14 protein-coding genes are annotated in these 17,459 nt (G+C 34.7%); 5 read left to right on the top strand and 9 right to left on the bottom strand.

The genetic code is table 11. The annotated features are described in order from the left end of the window. Positions 1–368: 368 nt before the first annotated feature. Positions 369–632, top strand: coding sequence for an RNA recognition motif domain-containing protein (locus CH364_RS13170; protein WP_100744458.1), 264 nt, complete (start codon positions 369–371; stop codon positions 630–632). 63 nt (positions 633–695) lie between these two features. On the opposite strand, the gene CH364_RS13165 is transcribed toward CH364_RS13170, so the two are convergent. After that, the gene (locus CH364_RS13165; protein WP_100744459.1) at positions 696–1,727 is read right to left on the bottom strand and encodes an AraC family transcriptional regulator; all 1,032 of its coding nucleotides are present in this window, start codon (positions 1,725–1,727) and stop codon (positions 696–698) included. Positions 1,728–1,848: 121 nt separating this feature from the next. Between CH364_RS13165 and CH364_RS13160 the strand changes: the two genes are divergently transcribed. Then, a complete protein-coding gene (locus CH364_RS13160; protein WP_100744460.1) occupies positions 1,849–3,459 on the top strand; it encodes an N-acyl-D-amino-acid deacylase family protein in 1,611 nt (536 codons plus the stop codon). 33 nt (positions 3,460–3,492) lie between these two features. Here the strand turns inward: CH364_RS13160 and CH364_RS13155 are convergent, their stop codons facing one another. Both CH364_RS13155 and CH364_RS13150 read right to left on the bottom strand, forming a co-directional pair. Beyond that, positions 3,493–5,532 carry a sensor histidine kinase gene (locus tag CH364_RS13155; protein WP_100744799.1) on the bottom strand — a complete coding sequence of 680 codons (2,040 nt, stop codon included), beginning with the start codon at positions 5,530–5,532 and terminating at the stop codon, positions 3,493–3,495. A gap of 83 nt (positions 5,533–5,615) precedes the next feature. Continuing rightward, positions 5,616–6,191: a WG repeat-containing protein gene (locus CH364_RS13150; RefSeq protein ID WP_100744461.1), complete on the bottom strand. Its 576-nt coding sequence runs from the start codon at positions 6,189–6,191 to the stop codon at positions 5,616–5,618. A 379-nt stretch (positions 6,192–6,570) separates the two neighbouring features. Here CH364_RS13150 and CH364_RS13145 point away from each other — a divergent pair, with 379 nt between their 5' ends. The 3 genes from CH364_RS13145 (at position 6,571) to CH364_RS13135 (ending at position 10,624) form a co-directional block, all read left to right on the top strand. Next, on the top strand, positions 6,571–8,445 hold the full coding sequence (locus CH364_RS13145; RefSeq protein WP_100744462.1) for an AMP-binding protein: 1,875 nt from the start codon (positions 6,571–6,573) through the stop codon (positions 8,443–8,445). A 66-nt stretch (positions 8,446–8,511) separates the two neighbouring features. Then, entirely contained in the window at positions 8,512–9,957 is a 1,446-nt protein-coding gene (locus CH364_RS13140) for a RecQ family ATP-dependent DNA helicase (protein ID WP_100744463.1), read from the top strand. 121 nt (positions 9,958–10,078) lie between these two features. Continuing rightward, complete coding sequence (locus CH364_RS13135; protein ID WP_100744464.1) at positions 10,079–10,624, top strand: chemotaxis protein CheD; 546 nt, start codon at positions 10,079–10,081, stop codon at positions 10,622–10,624. A gap of 51 nt (positions 10,625–10,675) precedes the next feature. Here the strand turns inward: CH364_RS13135 and CH364_RS13130 are convergent, their stop codons facing one another. The 6 genes from CH364_RS13130 to CH364_RS13105 all read right to left on the bottom strand — a co-directional run bounded on the left by CH364_RS13130 (position 10,676) and on the right by CH364_RS13105 (position 17,338). Continuing rightward, the gene (locus tag CH364_RS13130) at positions 10,676–11,044 is read right to left on the bottom strand and encodes a response regulator (protein ID WP_100744465.1); all 369 of its coding nucleotides are present in this window, start codon (positions 11,042–11,044) and stop codon (positions 10,676–10,678) included. Between the two features lie 14 nt (positions 11,045–11,058). Then, complete coding sequence (locus CH364_RS13125; protein WP_100744466.1) at positions 11,059–12,090, bottom strand: protein-glutamate methylesterase/protein-glutamine glutaminase; 1,032 nt, start codon at positions 12,088–12,090, stop codon at positions 11,059–11,061. Further along, positions 12,087–13,952, bottom strand: coding sequence for a chemotaxis protein CheA (locus CH364_RS13120; RefSeq protein WP_100744467.1), 1,866 nt, complete (start codon positions 13,950–13,952; stop codon positions 12,087–12,089). Before CH364_RS13120 ends, CH364_RS13125 begins: the two co-directional genes overlap by 4 nt. An 8-nt stretch (positions 13,953–13,960) precedes the next feature. After that, entirely contained in the window at positions 13,961–15,481 is a 1,521-nt protein-coding gene (locus CH364_RS18945; RefSeq protein WP_100744468.1) for a HAMP domain-containing methyl-accepting chemotaxis protein, read from the bottom strand. Positions 15,482–15,496: 15 nt separating this feature from the next. Further along, entirely contained in the window at positions 15,497–16,021 is a 525-nt protein-coding gene (locus CH364_RS13110; protein ID WP_100744469.1) for a chemotaxis protein CheW, read from the bottom strand. A gap of 72 nt (positions 16,022–16,093) precedes the next feature. Continuing rightward, positions 16,094–17,338, bottom strand: a complete 1,245-nt coding sequence (locus CH364_RS13105) for a sensor histidine kinase (protein WP_244280413.1) — start codon at positions 17,336–17,338, stop codon at positions 16,094–16,096. Between the last annotated feature and the right edge of the window lie 121 nt (positions 17,339–17,459).

Genomic DNA, 17,459 nt, shown 5'->3' with positions numbered 1-17,459 from the left:
GTCGCTATATGGAACTATGGTATGATAGGAATTTTAATCAAGAAATTTCGATGTCAAAGTTTGAAAGTCTAAAAAATTGTAACAATTTGGTATATTTAAACGGAATACTGATCAAAATACAAAGCAGTTCTTTAGTAAAAAAAAGTATATTAGATCTTGCTATTTATCTGTAAGTTTGATTCTATGGTATCAGATTCAAAGTATAAACGTTTTTTTAACCTCTAAGTAGTCCTCACTTTCTTGCATCCTGATCTCCTTTAAAAGTTTTCCTCTGCATTTTCGTTGTGTTTTTACCTAATTTCCTTTTAGGAAAGTCGTTTCTAATTCATTAAAATTCTAGAGTCAAAATTTAAATTTGAGGAAATCAAATGTCAGTTAATATCTATGTAGGCAACCTTTCTTACGAAATGACGGAAAACAAGTTAAATGAGCTTTTTTCAGTACACGGAGCAGTATCTTCTGCGAAAATCATTACAGACCAGTATACTGGTGGTTCAAAAGGTTTCGGTTTTATCGAAATGAAAGAACGTAAAGATGCAGACAATGCAATCAATGATTTAAACGGAAAGAATATTCTAAACCGTGAAATGAAAGTGAACATTGCAAAACCAAAAACCAATAATTGGAATTAAGTTTTTAGTTATTAAAGTTTAAAATACAAACTAACAAAGTTATGTCGATTTGGTATTTCTTTGTTAGTTTTTTAAATTTTCTCTAAATTTTTTTGGCGTTGTTCCAGTCCAATTTTTAAACGCATGATAGAAGTTTGTTGGATCACTGTATCCTAGCTTTTCTGAAATTTTTTCAATACTTAGATTTGTAGATTCTAATAATTGAAAAGCTTCTTGTTTTAAAATTCCATTTACAATATGTTTATAAGAATATCCCTCTTTTTTAAGTCGCCTTCTTAGGGTCCTTGTTGAAATTTTCATTTTTTCTGCTATTTTTTCCATGTTATTCTGGTTACCATAGGTAATAAGCCCTGAATTAACCTTCTCGGAAAATGACTCAACTGCTATTTGCTTTTTATATTGTTCAAAACAATTGATAGCATATTTTTTTTGTAACAATACATTTGCTTTTGGAAGTTGTTGAAAAAGATAATTTGCATCAATGATGAACAAATTCTTTTGTTTTCCGAATTCAATTGGGCAGTTAAAAATTTCTTTGTATAAGTTCGCATATTTTGGTTTTGAGTATGCTAAAGAAATGAGATTGATTTTTATTTGTTTACCTAACAAATCGGAACATATCCTAAAGATGGATGAAAATTCTCTTTCACACAAAAATATTTGTAAATCATTTAAGTCGAAAATTTCTTTTGCTTTTAAATAAATTAATCCTTCTTTAACAGATAGTTCATATTCGAAATATGTAAGGGTAAGCTCTGTATATTTAAACAGCAACTCAAGTGCTTCCATCAGTGTATTGGATAACATCACTGCCATTCCTAAATCACCCATAAGTCCTATGTGATACTCTTTTCCAAGTAATAAACCTAACTCAGGTATCTGGGTTACTCGTTTAATGTTTCTTAATAGAAGTAATTCTTCTTCTGTTTGAATGTATTTTTCAGGGTTGAACAAATCATTGGGTGAAAGCTTAGTACCTTCAATAATTTTTTGAATTGGTATTTTTTGAGATTTTAGTAATTCAATTGAATGGGCGATGGAATTAATACTCCGCAATTTTGGAAGTTTCCCGTTTGTTTTCAAAATCAAATCCATACCTAGATCAACCCTTGTCCTAAATTCACAGGTTTTGTGTCCGTTTCTACAATTGTCATTCTTAATTTATCTCTTATCATTGTTTGAATCACTTTGATTGGATTTGGAGAGCAAAAAATAAATGGCAAACAAAAATTTTATTCTACGAAATGGTACTATCGTTGATGGAGCTAATCATCCTCGATCTATTGGAGACATTTTAATACAAAATAATAAAATTCAATTACTAAAGCAGAGAACAGAAGTTTCGGACGCAATATCAATTGATTGTACAAATAAAATTATCTGTCCAGGGTTTATCGATGTACATAGCCACATGGATTATTTTGCAATATCAGATAACATTGAAAATTTCAATCCATTTATAACACAAGGAATCACTACAATGGTAGTGGGGAACTGTGGTTTTAGTCCTTATGGTTTTAAAAAAAATACAAAGTATCTGTCATTGATTGAGAAATCTCTTTTTAAAGAAGGTCATGGACCGATTCATTGGAATGATTTTAAGGGATACAAGCAGAGAATTCAAAAATTTGGAACTCCGGTGAATCTTTTGAATTTAGTTGGTCATGGAGTTTGTAAAACTTCATTCCATGGATTTTCGCCTGAGGAGCTAACTCAATCAGAATTAAAAGAGATGTTGGGTTTATTGGAAGAGGCACTTGACCAGGGTGCTGCTGGTGTATCCCTCGGTTTGCAATACAAACCAGGTGTATTTTCTTCAATGGATGAATTAAGACATGTAGCAAGGTTAGTTAAGAGCAAAGGAAAAATACTAACTGTTCATGCGAAATCGTATTCTACGCTCTCCGGCACATACCCAATGAATCCTTTCGGAACTCCACATAATTTGCGTGCGATTGATGATTTGATTTCATTGGCTGAAGAAACTGGCGTTTCATTGCAGATTTCCCATTTGTTGTTTGCTGGTGAGAAAACTTGGCCGACTGTAGAGGAAGCATTAAATCGAATTTCAAATGCTTGTGCTAAGGGAATCGATGTGAAGTTTGATATTTTTCCAAATTGTTTTGGGGCTACGCTCCTCAATACTTTATTGCCGGAATGGGTAATGGCAGGGATGCCTAAAATTTTAGATAACAAACTTGCGATGTTACGATTACAATTGGAAGCAAATCTTGCATTTCATTTAGTTGGTATCGGATTTAATGATATCCAAATTTCCAATGCTAGTTGTGCTGAGTATCAAAAATACAACGGCAAATCAATTGGCGAAATTGCTTCACTAACATCAAAACCACCATTTCGAATTCTTGTAGAAATATTAAAGTTTTCTCATGCAGAGGCAAGAATGATATTACATAAATACTACCATAAAAATTTAATCCCACTACTAATGAAACACCCGGCTTCAATGTTTATGACGGATGCATGGCCGGAGCCTTCCGGAGTTCAAAATGCGAGCGCATTTGGAGCATTCCCAAAATTTTTAAGTATAGCTCGTGATACAAATTGTCTTACACTGGAAGAGGTTATTTTTAAGATGACAGGGGTAGCGGCCAGTAGGTTTAAATTGAAAGATCGTGGTATTATTGCCGATGGTAATTTTGCTGACCTAGTTGTTTTTGACTGGCATCAAATTCAAGATAATACAAGTCCAGAAAAATGTGATGCGGCTCCCACCGGTATTTCCCATGTATTTATCAATGGTATTCCTTGCATTTTGGATTCGAAGTTAACAAACCAAAAACCCAATGGTGAGTTTATCATTTAACTGAATGATTTGCGGTCTGGTCAAAGTATTCTTTTATGAGATTTTGTTGTTTGAAGTTCCATTAGGAAATTCTAATACAAATTTGCTTCCTGTTCTTCCATCTGAGTACACTTTGATACCACCACCGTGAAGTCGCATAAGTTCAAAACAAAGTTTAAGACCAATTCCAAATCCTTTTTCACCCAAGGTTCCCAGTGATGGCTTCGGGTTAGTAAAAATTTCTTTCTGATATTCTTGTGAAATCCCTTGGCCGCCATCCTCAATTGTGATTGTAGTAAAATCATTCAGTTCTTCTGAACTGACTCGGATCCAACCATTAGGATTACTGAATTTAATTGCGTTTGTGATTAGATTACGAAGGATTTCTTTCAAAATGGAAGAATCTGCGTATACCGTAGCCGTTTCAGAAATGTCCCAATCCATTTGTAAGGATTTTTTTTGTAGATCATATGTGACTGAAGCTTTTATAGAATTTGTAATTTCTATTAGACGATTATCTGTTAATTGTAAAAGAAATTGTCCTTGGTTTCTTCGGAACCGGTTTAGGTTTAATAAATGTTCCACAGTGGACATTGCATTTTCTAAAATAACAAATACTTGTTTGTAAATATGAGTTTTTTCTTCTTCCGTAGAATCTTTATCCGTTACAATGGTTAGGGCAGAGTAAACGGTGCTAAGCGGTGAACGTAAATCATGTGCCACAAGAGATATGAACTTGTCTTTCCATTCATTTGCTTCTTCGGCAATTTGTTTTGCTTCTTTGTATTCATTTGTGCGGAGGATGACTGTTTTTTCCAGAGATTCATTGAGTGAGGTAAGTTCTTTTCCCAATGTTTCGTTTTTGATAAATGATTTTGTGAAATAAGATGCTAATACAAGTGATTGCAGTAGCACAGTCGACAAGTAAGAGTATTTTAGTATGAGTCCATAGTTTAAAATTCCGTAAAGATATAGAGTGTCATTGATCCCACTTAAAAATAAGAACACTTGGATAAGAAGAAAAGGAATCGCCATTTCTTTTTTTTGATAAACTGCAGAGATGATACAAACAATGGAATAGAATAATCCAAAAAATGTAAAAAATAAACCGTAAAATGTGGTTTGAGATCCTAATTCAGATGGGGTAATTAAAACAATTAGATACAAAGCTACACAGCTTATCACAAAGAAGTTGGTGATAGACTTTGGAAAATTATCTGGGAAACGTTTCGTTAAAAATAACAGATAACATGGCATTGCTAAATAAAAAATCAATGAAAGTGAAAAGGCGAGTCGGTAAGGAACATCAGAAAATAAAAAATAAAGAGAATCACCATTTAGAGAAATTGAATGTAAGGCAATGACAAAACTATACAAACCAAAATAGAGAATTAATGATTTGTTTCTTCTAAATATAAATACAACAAAATGGTAAAATGCCATAAAAATCAAAGCTCCTGTCAAAAGGGAATCTCTGATAGCATCGTTTATTAATTGTTTGTTGGTATTTTGGTAGAGTCCAATTGTTGGGGGATACCAAAATGCTCCGTCATCATGATGAAAATTGGAAACATGAACAAGTATTTCCGTTTCCGGATTTGGTTGGGGAAGGATGATCAGTCCCGAACTTCTGGTCGGAACCATTGATATTTTAGTAGTCCCAACTTTCCCAAGTTCAAGTTGTAACACTCCATCAACATAGACAAACATGGCTGCTCCACCCGTTTGGAAAAACCGGAGCGCATAAACCTTTTCTTTTGTAGGTTCAGGAAATAAAATCTTTAATCGGTAAGAGGAGTAACCGGTTCCATCGTATTTTTCTTTCCAACGTTCTCCTATGTTTTGGAAACTTTGGATGTTTTGCGAATTTAGTTTATTGATTTCAATCTTTGATTCTATGTCGGAAGTGGGTTGATTTGGATGAACAAGTTGTTTCCAATAAAAAGCCCATTCTCCTGAAAGAGGAATCGTTTTTTGGGGATCCCAATTCCGAAGGTCAATTCTTCCTTGTATGGCAACAGGAGTTTCGGAATTTTGAGTTAGTGGGGAACAAGTAAAAGTAAAAAATAACCCAATCAAAATTATCCTGTTCATTTTCATATACCGATGGCTCGGATTTTGCTCGTCACTGCCATCGTGAAAACAGGAAAGAAACTGTCACAGGTTATTTTGAATTCTTATTTAAATTTGATTTTACTTTTTGTTTTGTTGTTTGTTACATTTGCGATTTTCTTTTTGAAATCAAAAGAGTCGATAGAATCCCATTCAATTGGAATGACGATTACTCCTTTCGTATTGATAGCTCCATACTTTCCACCAACGATCCGGCTGTGTTCTCCATCTGATTTTGATTCGCAAGAATTGCAAACAATGGAAAGTCCACTTTCGAAAGGAAAAACAAAATCATAGTTTGCTGTAATTATTTTTTTACATTTAGAATCGAAAAATCCAAATTTTTTATCTTCTACATAACGAGCAAAATTTTCTGAAAAATAATCAGGACCGTTATCATACGGAAACACTTCTAAAAGAATTTTGTTTTGAGTATTGATACAATACCAACGATTTTCGTTCACAACAAATCCAACCAATTCTTTGGTAAAGTCCATCGCATGTTGGTATTGAGGTTTGATGATAACATTCCCAAATTTATTTTTAAAACCATACAGCCCGTTTTCTTCAAATGCGATAGGTCGATTGGTCTGTGCTAAGAGTGGAATCACAGATAAGAGAAAAATAAAAATTAGTTTCATAAGTTTTCCTGGTATAAACTTAAAAGTATATTCTGACTATAAGGTTAGGTATCTGTTCTTTTTCTTAAGTTAGAAATACAAACAATCGGCTTAAAAAAAGACAATTCAAAATAATTCTAAAAAACTGAACTGAATCTATGCCTTAAAATCAAGTTAGAATGGATTCATTGAAACAAATGTCAAGTTATTTGGATTCATTCTAAAATTTTATACCTCCTACACCTATCCTGAACAGCATTATATTATTACTGTATGAACGATATCGTATATAGGAAGAGTCAATGTTATCATTTGTTGTTTGCTTTACTTCCAATTTATAAATTTTATGGTTGGGATTTTTGAGGAACTTGCATCTTATTAACAATCAGGATGGAATAAAATGGAACAAGTGGTTCACGATGATGAAAAAATAAAGTTTTGGATGTCTCTTGTTGATCGGATTTCTTGGATTACAAAACCGACAATTACATATGGTAAGAGTGCAGATGGACTAAACCACTGGTTCCCCGATGGTGTTTTAAACACATCCTATTTAGCTTTGGACCATCATGTGAATTCAGGTAGGGGAGATGAGATTGCCATAATTTATGATTCACCTGTAACTAAAACAAAATCAAAAACATCATACCGTGAACTTTTAGACTCCGTAGAAAAAATGGCATTCACATTGGATTCGTTAGGTGTGAAAAAAGGTGATACAGTTGTAATATATATGCCGATGATTCCGGAAGCCTTAGTTTCCATGTTAGCCTGCGCAAGAATAGGTGCTGTTCATTCGGTTGTTTTTGGAGGATTTGCCCCTCATGAATTAGCAGTTCGGCTCGATGACTGTCGTCCCAAAATAGTGATTACTTCTTCCTATGGTATAGAGGTTTCAAAAACTATTCCTTATAAACCTTTGTTAGATGAAGCTATGCATCTTTCCTCTCATAAACCAGATTACGTGATTCTCAAATCAAGGCCAAACCTAGAGGTGATCATGCACACAGGAAGAGACTTTGATTGGGATGAATTGATGGAAACTGCTGGCAAAAAGAAATCGGTTCCGGTCTCCTCGGGTGATCCATTGTATATCCTTTATACTTCAGGAACTACGGGAAAACCAAAAGGAGTTGTAAGAGATAACGGAGGTCATGCGATCGCTATGCATTATTCCATGGAAGTCATCTATGATATGAAACCTGGAGATGTATTTTTTGCTGCCTCTGACGTAGGTTGGGTTGTTGGACATTCCTATATTGTTTATGCACCACTGATTTACGGATGTGCAACAGTATTGTATGAGGGAAAACCAGTGCGTACACCTGATGCAGGTGCGTTTTATCGTATCATCCAAGAATATAAAGTTAAAACGTTGTTTTGTGCACCTACAGCTTTCCGTGCGATTCGAAAAGAAGATCCTGAAGGTAAGGAACTTTCTAAATACAATATTAATTCGCTTAAATATTTGTTTTTGGCAGGAGAACGAACGGATCCTGTGACTTATGATTGGGCATGTGAACTATTAAAAGTTCCTGTAGTAGACCATTGGTGGCAAACCGAAACTGGTTGGGCGATTGCAGCAAATATGATGGGAGATTCTCCCATTCCAACAAAGGCTGGTTCGGCGACAAAACCGGTCAAAGGTTTTGATGTGCGTATTCTGGATGAAGAAGGCCATGAATTAATACAAGGTGAAAAGGGAAACATTGTAATCAAACTACCTTTGCCACCAGGTTGTTTACCAACACTATGGAATGATCATACTAATTTTGAATCTTCTTATTTAGCTCATTACCCAGGTTACTATCTTACTGGTGATGGTGGTTACTTTGATGAGGATGGTTATCTTTTTATTCTAGGACGTATTGACGATGTGATCAATGTGGCAGGTCATAGGCTTTCCACAGGTGAGATGGAAGAAATTGTCGCGGAAAATACATCGATAGCAGAATCTGCTGTGATTGGAATTGCGGATGAGATCAAAGGACAGGTTCCTTTAGCAATAGTTGTCTGTAAAGATGGGATTACCATAGACCAAAAATCAATCGAATCAGATATCACACATAGAATCCGAGAAAAAATTGGTGCCATTGCTTCTTTGAAAGCGGTTGTGTTTGTAAAAAGACTACCAAAAACTCGGTCAGGCAAAATCCTACGTAAAACAATGCGTAAAATGCTCGATGGCGAAACTTATTCCATTCCTTCCACCATTGATGATCCTTCAATTTTAGATGAGGTGATGGATGTTGTTAGGATTAAGTTTTCTAAATAGATGAATTGATACACTTGAATCAAGAGATTTCATTTTACGGAAAAAATATCCACTGTGGTGCGTAAATTGAATCTTGATGATACAAAAATGATTTTTGGTATTTCTTCGTTTCGTGGGAACCAAGAGAATATTATCCAACGCATTCTTGAAGGAAAGAATGTGTTGGTTCTAATGCCAACTGGGATGGGTAAATCCTTGTGTTACCAAATCCCAGCAGTCACTTTACCTGGAATCTGTATCGTAATTTCGCCTTTGATTGCATTGATGAATGATCAGGTTGCCGCATTACAAAGAAAAGGTGTCTCTGCCGAATTCATTAACTCTAGTTTGGGAAAGTCCGAACGACTGGATCGTTATTCTAAACTCAAATCAGGTGACTATAAAATTCTATATGTTTCACCGGAACGATTTCAAAAAAAAGATTTTTTAGACGCACTAAGTGGGCTTACTGTTTCTTTACTAGCAATAGATGAAGCACATTGTATTAGTCAATGGGGGCATGACTTCCGGCCTGATTACACTAAGATTTCTTGGTTTCGTGAAATTTTGGGTTTCCCAACAACTGTTGCGCTTACCGCCACTGCTTCTAAACAGGTTCAAGAAGATATTATTTCAAATTTGGGAATCACAAAAGATAAAATCCAGATTTTTGATGATGGATTGTTTCGACCTAATTTAAAATTATCAGTGATTGAGTGTTTTGATACCGAAGCGAAATACAATTCAATTTTAGATAATTTAAATCATTCAAAAGGTGCAACGATCATTTATTTTAGTTTGATCCAAGAGTTGGAGAAATTTAGCCATTGGTTGGATACAAAACGTAAAAGACACCTTGTTTATCATGGTAAATTATCTCCGATGCAAAGAAGTAAGGTGCAATCTATTTTTCTAAAAATGGAGGAGGGGATACTTCTTGCAACAAATGCATTTGGGATGGGAATAGATAAACCTAACATTCGCAATGTTTATCATGCTCAGATTCCTGGGAGTATCGAGTCTTATTATCAAGAAATTGGCCGTGCAGGTAGAGATGGAGAGGCTTCTGATTGTAAACTTTATTATAACCAAGAAGACCTAACTGTTCAAATGGAATTCATTGAATGGCAAAATCCAGATTTAGTTTATTTGAAGAAACTTTTTGGGACTTTGTTACAAAAACAAAATGAACTTTCAGGGTTAGATTACGAAACCCTACAATCCTATATGAGTTTTAAAAATAAAGGTGACCATAGAATCCAAACAGCATTAAGTTTACTTGCAAGTAAAGGATTAGTCTCGGGGGAATTGGACAAAGGAACATTGCAAATTGAATCTCAATGGTCTGATTCTTTTTTTTCAGAATCAGAATTGTTAGAAAAAAAGAAAAATTCTCAAAAAAAATTGTATCAAACTGTTTTGTATACAAAAGCAATTGATTGCAGAAGAAAGTTTATTCATGATTATTTTGATTCATCATTCGCAGGTTGTGGGTATTGCGATTTGTGTTTAATGAATAAAGTTTCGAATTAATTACCAATTTTTAAATTACGTTTGTTACGTCTGTCAAAGGAATTTCGTCGTTTGATTTTTTTAAATCTTTATCGTCATATATTTGTAGAAAGTTCCTTCCTTAAGTGATTACAAATTGGTGATGAAGCAGAAAGTCTATTTGAATATTGGTGAAGCTTATTTTACTTCTGGAATGTATGAAATTCGCACCATTTTGGGTTCTTGTGTGTCAGTTTGTTTATTTCATGAAAAGACAAAGCATAGTGCCATCAATCATATCCTTTTGCCCGGAAGTGTTGATAAATTAGAAGAAAAACAAAGTTTACGTTACGGAATTACTTCCATGGAATTGTTGATTAACGAATTCGTAAAATTGAATATTCCAAGAAATAAATTGAAGGCAAAAATATTTGGTGGCACTCAATCAATGAAGCTCATAACAAATAATGCTGGTCCAAAGAATATAATGTTTGTTAAAGACTTTTTGCAAACGGAAAGAATTCCAATCATTAGTGAAGACACTGGTGGTGAATTGTATCGAAAACTTGTTTTCCATACAGATAATTATGATGTTTTTATTACGAAACTACAACCAAACCTGTCTACTGAAATTCAAACGCAAGAACGCCATTTTGAAACAAAGGTTCGTGAAAGAATGGTAAAAAAAACTTCTGTATTTACTTTTTAACTCGTTGACCCATTTTTTAAAAATGGGTTTGAGATTATATCCTATTTAGAATTAGCCAATAATTCGTTTTAACACTTCAATTAAGTCTTCATCATCAAATGGTTTTACAATCCAAGCTTTTACTCCTGCATCTTTACCGGCCTGACGCAGATGGTCACTTGATTCAGTAGATACGATTAAAATGTTTGCACCGATTCCTTTGGGATGGGCCAAAAAATCACGAGACAACTCAATCCCATTTTTACCTGGCATATTGACGTCAAATACACAACCATCGAAAGGTCCATTGATTTCTAGACTTTTCATAGCTTGTTCTGCATTTTCTGCTTTGAAGATTTCGTAACCTTCATCTCCAAGCACCATTTCCATGAGTTTCAGTGCAGTTGGTGCATCATCACATAGTAATATTTTTTTTGACATTTTTTAACTCTCCCTTACGATTCTAAAATTTGTAATATAATATTGGGTATATTAGAAAGGCTAACTTGTTTTTCAACAGCACCTAATAAAAAAGCTTCCTTGGGCATTCCATATACGACACTTGATTCTTCATCTTGGCCAATGGTTCTCCCCCCTGTATCTTTTATACCTTTTAAACCTACTGCCCCATCTCTTCCCATTCCGGTTAATAATATCGCCAAACAATTGTTACTCATTTTTCCTTGTGAAATGGAGTTGAACATTACATCGACAGAAGGGCGGTGTCCACTGACTTTATCAAACATCTCTAATTCTAAATAATATCTACCGGCCAAACGACGAATATGTAAATGTTGGTCACCTGGTGCCAAATAAACATGCCCCATTTCGAGGATATCTCCATGTGCTGCTTCTTTGACCGGGAGTCCGGATGTTTGATCCAAACGCTGTGCAAACAAAGTAGTAAAATGTTCTGGCATATGTTGAACCACTACAATTGGTGGAAGGTCATTTGGTAATTGGTGTAAGATAAAATCTAGCGCCTGAGTTCCGCCAGTTGATGCACCAATTGCTATCAATTTTATATTTGTTTGTTTTCCTTTGAGTCCTGACAGTTTTGTAGTAACAGTTGGCCTAACATATTGCTTTGGTTTTGAAAGTAGTCCAAGTTTTTTAATTTTAAATGTTAACTCATCTAACATTCTTAAAAAATCAGATTCGCTTCCATCTGGTTTTTTAACAAAATCCATAGCTCCACGTTGTAGTGCCTGAATCGTTGCATTGGCACCCGTGACGGTGTATGTGCTTAACATAATCACTGGAGTAGGAAAATTTGGCATTAGCCAGTCTAAAAATTCGATACCAGTCATCCCTGGCATATCAACATCCAAACTTATGACATCGGGACGAAGCTCTGGAACTAGTTTTTTTGCCTCTAATGCATTTGAAGCTGTACCAATAACTTGTATCGCATTGTCATTGGAGAACATTTCTGATAATACATTTCGTACTACGCTTTGATCGTCAACAATCAGAAGTTTTATCATGTTTCACTTCTGTGCATTTTTTGAAAAATTGATTTAACATCTAAAATTAAACTAACGTTTCCACTGCCAAGAATAGTGAATCCATTCACTCCATTTGCTTCTTCTAAAATACCCTGTAATGGTTTGATCACTACATTTTGATTACCTACAATTTCATCGACTCGAATTCCTAACAATTTTTTCTCATATTCAAGAACAATCATTAGTGGATCAAGACCATCATATACAATTTCTTCTCTATGGTTTAGGATTTGGTTGATATCAAATATCGGGATAAAAGTACCTCTGATATCGATTACTTTTTGGTTGTCTTCGAGTGGGATTTCTTTTTTTTCTCGAAGACTTACAAACTCTCTTAGTTCAATTGTTTGAATTGTAAAAAATTTTTTACCGATGCGAACAACAGTTCCTTCCATAATTCCAAGAGAAAGTGGAATTCGTAAGATAAAGCTAGTTCCTTTTTGTTGTCGGCTATGGATTTCGATTTTACCACCCATCTTTTCAATATTTTGTCGAACGATGTCCATGCCAACTCCGCGACCAGAAATATCTGTCACTGCATCTGCAGTAGATAATCCGGGAACAAAAATCAGATTGTAAACTTCTTGGTCTGAGAGATGATCGATGTCGCCGCTGAGAATTCCTCTTTCTAATGATTTTTGTATAATTTTTTCACGGTTGAGACCGCGACCATCGTCACGAATCATTACCCATACCTCGTTGACGGATTGTCTTGCACTTAGTTGAATTGTTCCAACTTCTGGTTTGCCAGATAACATACGTTCGTCTGTTGTTTCGATTCCATGGTCAATGGAATTTCTTAGAATATGGATGATAGGGTCTGCAATTAAATCAACAATCGATTTATCGATTTCCGTTTCCTCTCCCCTAATGTACAATGCAACTTTTTTGTTGGCTTTTTTCTGTAAGTCTCGCACGAGCCGTGACATTTTTTGAAAAACGCCACTGATGGGAATCATTCTGGTTGATAAAGCAACTTCTTGTAAATCTAATACGATTTTATGGAGTCGATTGATGGAAGAATTGAAATCTTCATTCTTAAGGGATTTGAGTAGAGGGTGTTGTGTTACGTTTGATTCAGCAATTACTAACTCTCCTACTAAATCCATCAGTGCATCTAATTTTTCATTTGCTACTTTTATTTCTTTTTTCTGAATTGCTGTAGTCGTGCCAGCTGGCTCTTTATCTAATTGAGTTTTTTCTGTTTTTAGAATCTCAGTGTTTTTCTTTTCTGAAATTTTAGGCTCTGCAATAATACTATCTTTAGTAATTTTTGATTCGTTTAGATGCTGATCTGAGGAGTCACCGAAAATTTCAAATGCAGGTTTTTTCTGGGTCACCTGTGATTCTGTTTTTGGTTCAACTTCACCAAATATTTCAAAACTTTTTTTCTTTAACGGCGGGTTAACGATTTCTGCTTCCAGAGTTTCTGAATCTAATTGTTTGATTTCTCGTCTTAAAACTTCAATGATTGCTTCTGATTCATCATCTAATTCAGGATTCGATTTTGTTTCATCTACTTTATGTAAAAGCCTTCTCAACTGATCACAAGTATTGATGAGTACTTGGCAAATATCGTCACTCGGTAGTTTTTTTTCTTTGCGCAAAATATCCATTAAGGTTTCTGCTTCGTGAGAAATTTTAACCAAACTTTCTAACTTTAGTAAGCCAGTTGAGCCTTTGAAGGTATGAACTGCCCGGAACAAATTGTTGATCAGGTCTTCGTCATACTCCCCTGATTGGTCATTGATTTCTTCTATAGAAAGGATTGCTGATTCGCAAACTTCTATGAGTTCAAAACCTTCAGGGATGAAATCGAGTAAGAGTTGTTCTCTTCCCATGACTTATCTCAAAATTTTTCAGTCAGAGAGATATGTTCATTCCCCGAACCAAAACCATTTGAGGTTTTATTGTTTTTCCCAAATTCTGCAGCGATGTTTTTAAGATCACCAGGTTTGTTCGTAATATTTTTCCTTTGTTTCGATAAAGCAATTTTATCTTTATCTATTTTTACAAGTGTTCCCATGATTTCCATTAGGTGACCAGATTGTTCTTTTAGTTCATTTGATGTAGCAGCTAATTCTTCTGAAGATGAGGCAGCAATTTGTGTTGTCTGGTCCATCTGAGTCATTGCCAAGGAAATTTGATTGATGCCTGCAGATTGTTCTCTCGACGCATCTGCAATTGAGGAGACTAGTTCTGCAGTTTTACCAATGCTTGGAACAATTTCTTCGATGACTTTTCCCGCTTCTTCGGCAAGAGATACACTGTTAAATGACAATTGGTTGATTTCTTGTGCGGCCACTTGGCTTCTCTCTGCCAGTTTTCGTACTTCATCTGCCACAACGGCAAAACCTTTTCCATGTTTTCCTGCCCGTGCTGCTTCAATTGCTGCATTTAGCGCGAGTAAGTTGGTCTGATAGGCAATTTCTTCAATAATTTTGATTTTAGATGAAATGTTTTTCATTGCATCCAAAGTTTTGAAAACGGATTCTCTCCCCTTGGTTGTTTCCTTCGCTGAATTAGATGCAATTTCATTTGTTTCTATAGCTGCTTGTGAGTTTTGAGTTACAGAAGATGACATTTCTTCTATAGAGGCAGTTGATTCTTCAATGGATGCTGCCTGTTCGCTCGCTCCTTGGCTAAGTGAATAAGCGGTTGCCGAAACTTGTTCAGCTGCGGTAGACACTGTGGTTGCAATTTCCACAGCTGAGTTTAGTGCCTTGGTGATGCTAACGATAATCCAAGCTGCTATTAGTATCGAAACGACTGCAGATACAACGAAAAGCGTAGCCATAAATATAAAAATACTTTTATAATATTCGTCAGTTAGTCGATTTGCTTCATTTATTTCATCCGTTACCGTTTCTGCAATTTCATCAGCAATTTTATCAAATTTATCGGCAGCTGGCCGACCTTTCCCATTTGAAATATCTTGAGCTTGTTGTGTTAGATTTTTTAGAGCAACCACTTTAACTAATTCAAATGCATCAGAGTATTCTTTAAACGCAGCCTTAAGTTCTTGTAATTTTTTTTTGTCATTTTGATTGCTCAGTTTTTCTAATTCTGCTATATAACTCATTAATTCTTCAGTATAACGAGCCTTATCGCTTAATCTTTTGTTCATCAATTCTACTGTTTGATCTAGTATTAAGTTTTTTTCTGCCCTTGTGATCCATAGAAACTTTGCCCTAATTTTTTCTGAAAGTTGGACTTTGGGTGAATAGATTAATACTATATCGGTAACTTTGTTATTGAAAATATTTACACCGTAAATACCGGAACCTGTTCCAATACCAATGAATAATATTAGCAAACTGAATCCGAGGATCAATTTTCCTTTGACTGTCATAGCTTTTAAATTTAACATATTTTGTTCCTTTTTTTAAGATTGGTTACTAATGGCGGCATCTAATGCAAGTTTGTCTTCGTCTTTAAGTAGCTTTTCAATGTTTAATAATACTTTTACATCATCACTAACTTTTGCTATGGATTTAATAAACTGATTGCCTTGGTGTTCGCCAAACTTTGGAGCATCTTCCATATTATTGGGCGGTATTTTGATTACTTCTTTGACAGTATCCACAATCAGTCCAATGAGTTGTTGGTTTACACTAAGAATGATCACGCAGGTTTTATCGTTGTATCCTATGGATTGCATACGAAATCGATCACGGACATCGATGAGTGCAATTACTTTCCCACGTAGGTTGATGACTCCCTTGATAAAGGTTGGCATATCTGGAATTTCGGTAATGGTTTGCATACCAACAATTTCTGTGATGAATTTGATTTCGATTCCATAACTTCGATCAGCAAGGGAAAAGATAAGGTAACGTCCATCTAAAGTATCTTCATCATCATAGTCGTCGTTTTCATCGGAAAGAGGTTCCATTTCGAGGTTATTCATTTTCTTACCTTTGTATTAGCGAAGAATCGTAAATTTATAAGTATGTAAATAATAAAACTGATTGATTTCAATTTATGAGACTATATCAAACTCTAACGTAACCGAAACTTCAGATGATTGATCATTGTATATATTGGAATCCAGAAGATTGAAGTATATTTTTGCATTCATATCTTCTAATATTTTTTTTACAATCGGTAATCCAAGTCCCAATCCAAATTCTTCTTTTGAAAAACGTTCATCTACATATTTATTTACACGATAGAAGGGTTGAAACAAAATGATTTCTTCTGATTTTTTAAAATCAATTTGTTGAATTGAAGGATCCATAGGTGCATTTAAAATTTTAAGTGAAAGTTTTTCTCCGGCTTTCATAAAAAGAATGTATATACTTGAACTTTCAGGGCCATATTTCATTGCATTGATGAGAAGTTCTCTAATCGCAGTTTGTAAAAGTTTAAAATGACATTGAAACTTACTTTCTGCACCTGACTGTAAATTCGAAATATGAAACTTTTGGTTTTTAATTGAGGCCATATCAGAAAGATAGTTTACTTCTTCCTGAATCATGTTTCGAAAATCTTTTAGTGAAGTGGTTTCTGTTTTTGTAGCACTCCCTTCAAAAACAATTTGTGCTTCTGCTAATGTTTGAACCAGTTTTTTTGTACTACTAAAATTCTCTTCTAATAATTCATAAATGGTGGAGGGGATAATGTGATGGTTCCCATCTTTTTTTGCTTTCCTAAGAAGGGAACCAACTGTAGTAACTAAAGCTCCTAGTCCTGATCCTTGCATTAAAGATGTATTCAAGTTTGGAAGCGCTTTTTCCATCCAATCTCTGTGATTACCTTTACCTTCAATTTCATGCCTCCAATTAAAGATTTTTATAATTTCTTTATGTAGGTTTTCTTCATATTGAACGACAGACCTTTCTACTTCAGATAAATCTCCGTCCGTTTCTTCATCCATTTCTAAGGCAGAAAATAAAATAAATTTTTCAGGCTGAGAGGGTATTGCACAAGGGGCAAGTTTTATGATCAGTTGGAATTTTGGAAAGGGATAACGTTTCTCAAACGAATTTCCTGATGAGACTACTTGTGAAAATGTTTCTTCGAGTGTTGCTAATGACTCAGGCAAAAGATTTCGAAATGATTTTCCGATACTTTCTTTATTGATTCCCCATCGATTTGTTTTGGAGGGAATTGCTTCCAAAATTTGACCACTTTCCGAAAGAAGAACATAGTTCCCATCAGGAAGTGAAGAAAACAAGGCATATGTAAATTCTTTAATTGTGATTTCTGTAGACATTCCTGCCATTTTTCCTACTGACCCAAACTTTGAATTGGTTGGGAGCAGTTTTTATTCATAACATAATTAAGAATAAATACAAATAAATACCTATCGATGTATGAAAAAAAGTTCATCAATATAGAGCAAA

It is taken from the genome of Leptospira harrisiae, assembly GCF_002811945.1.
Lineage (GTDB): Bacteria > Spirochaetota > Leptospiria > Leptospirales > Leptospiraceae > Leptospira_A > Leptospira_A harrisiae.
This window is presented reverse-complemented; position numbering and strand designations above follow the sequence as displayed.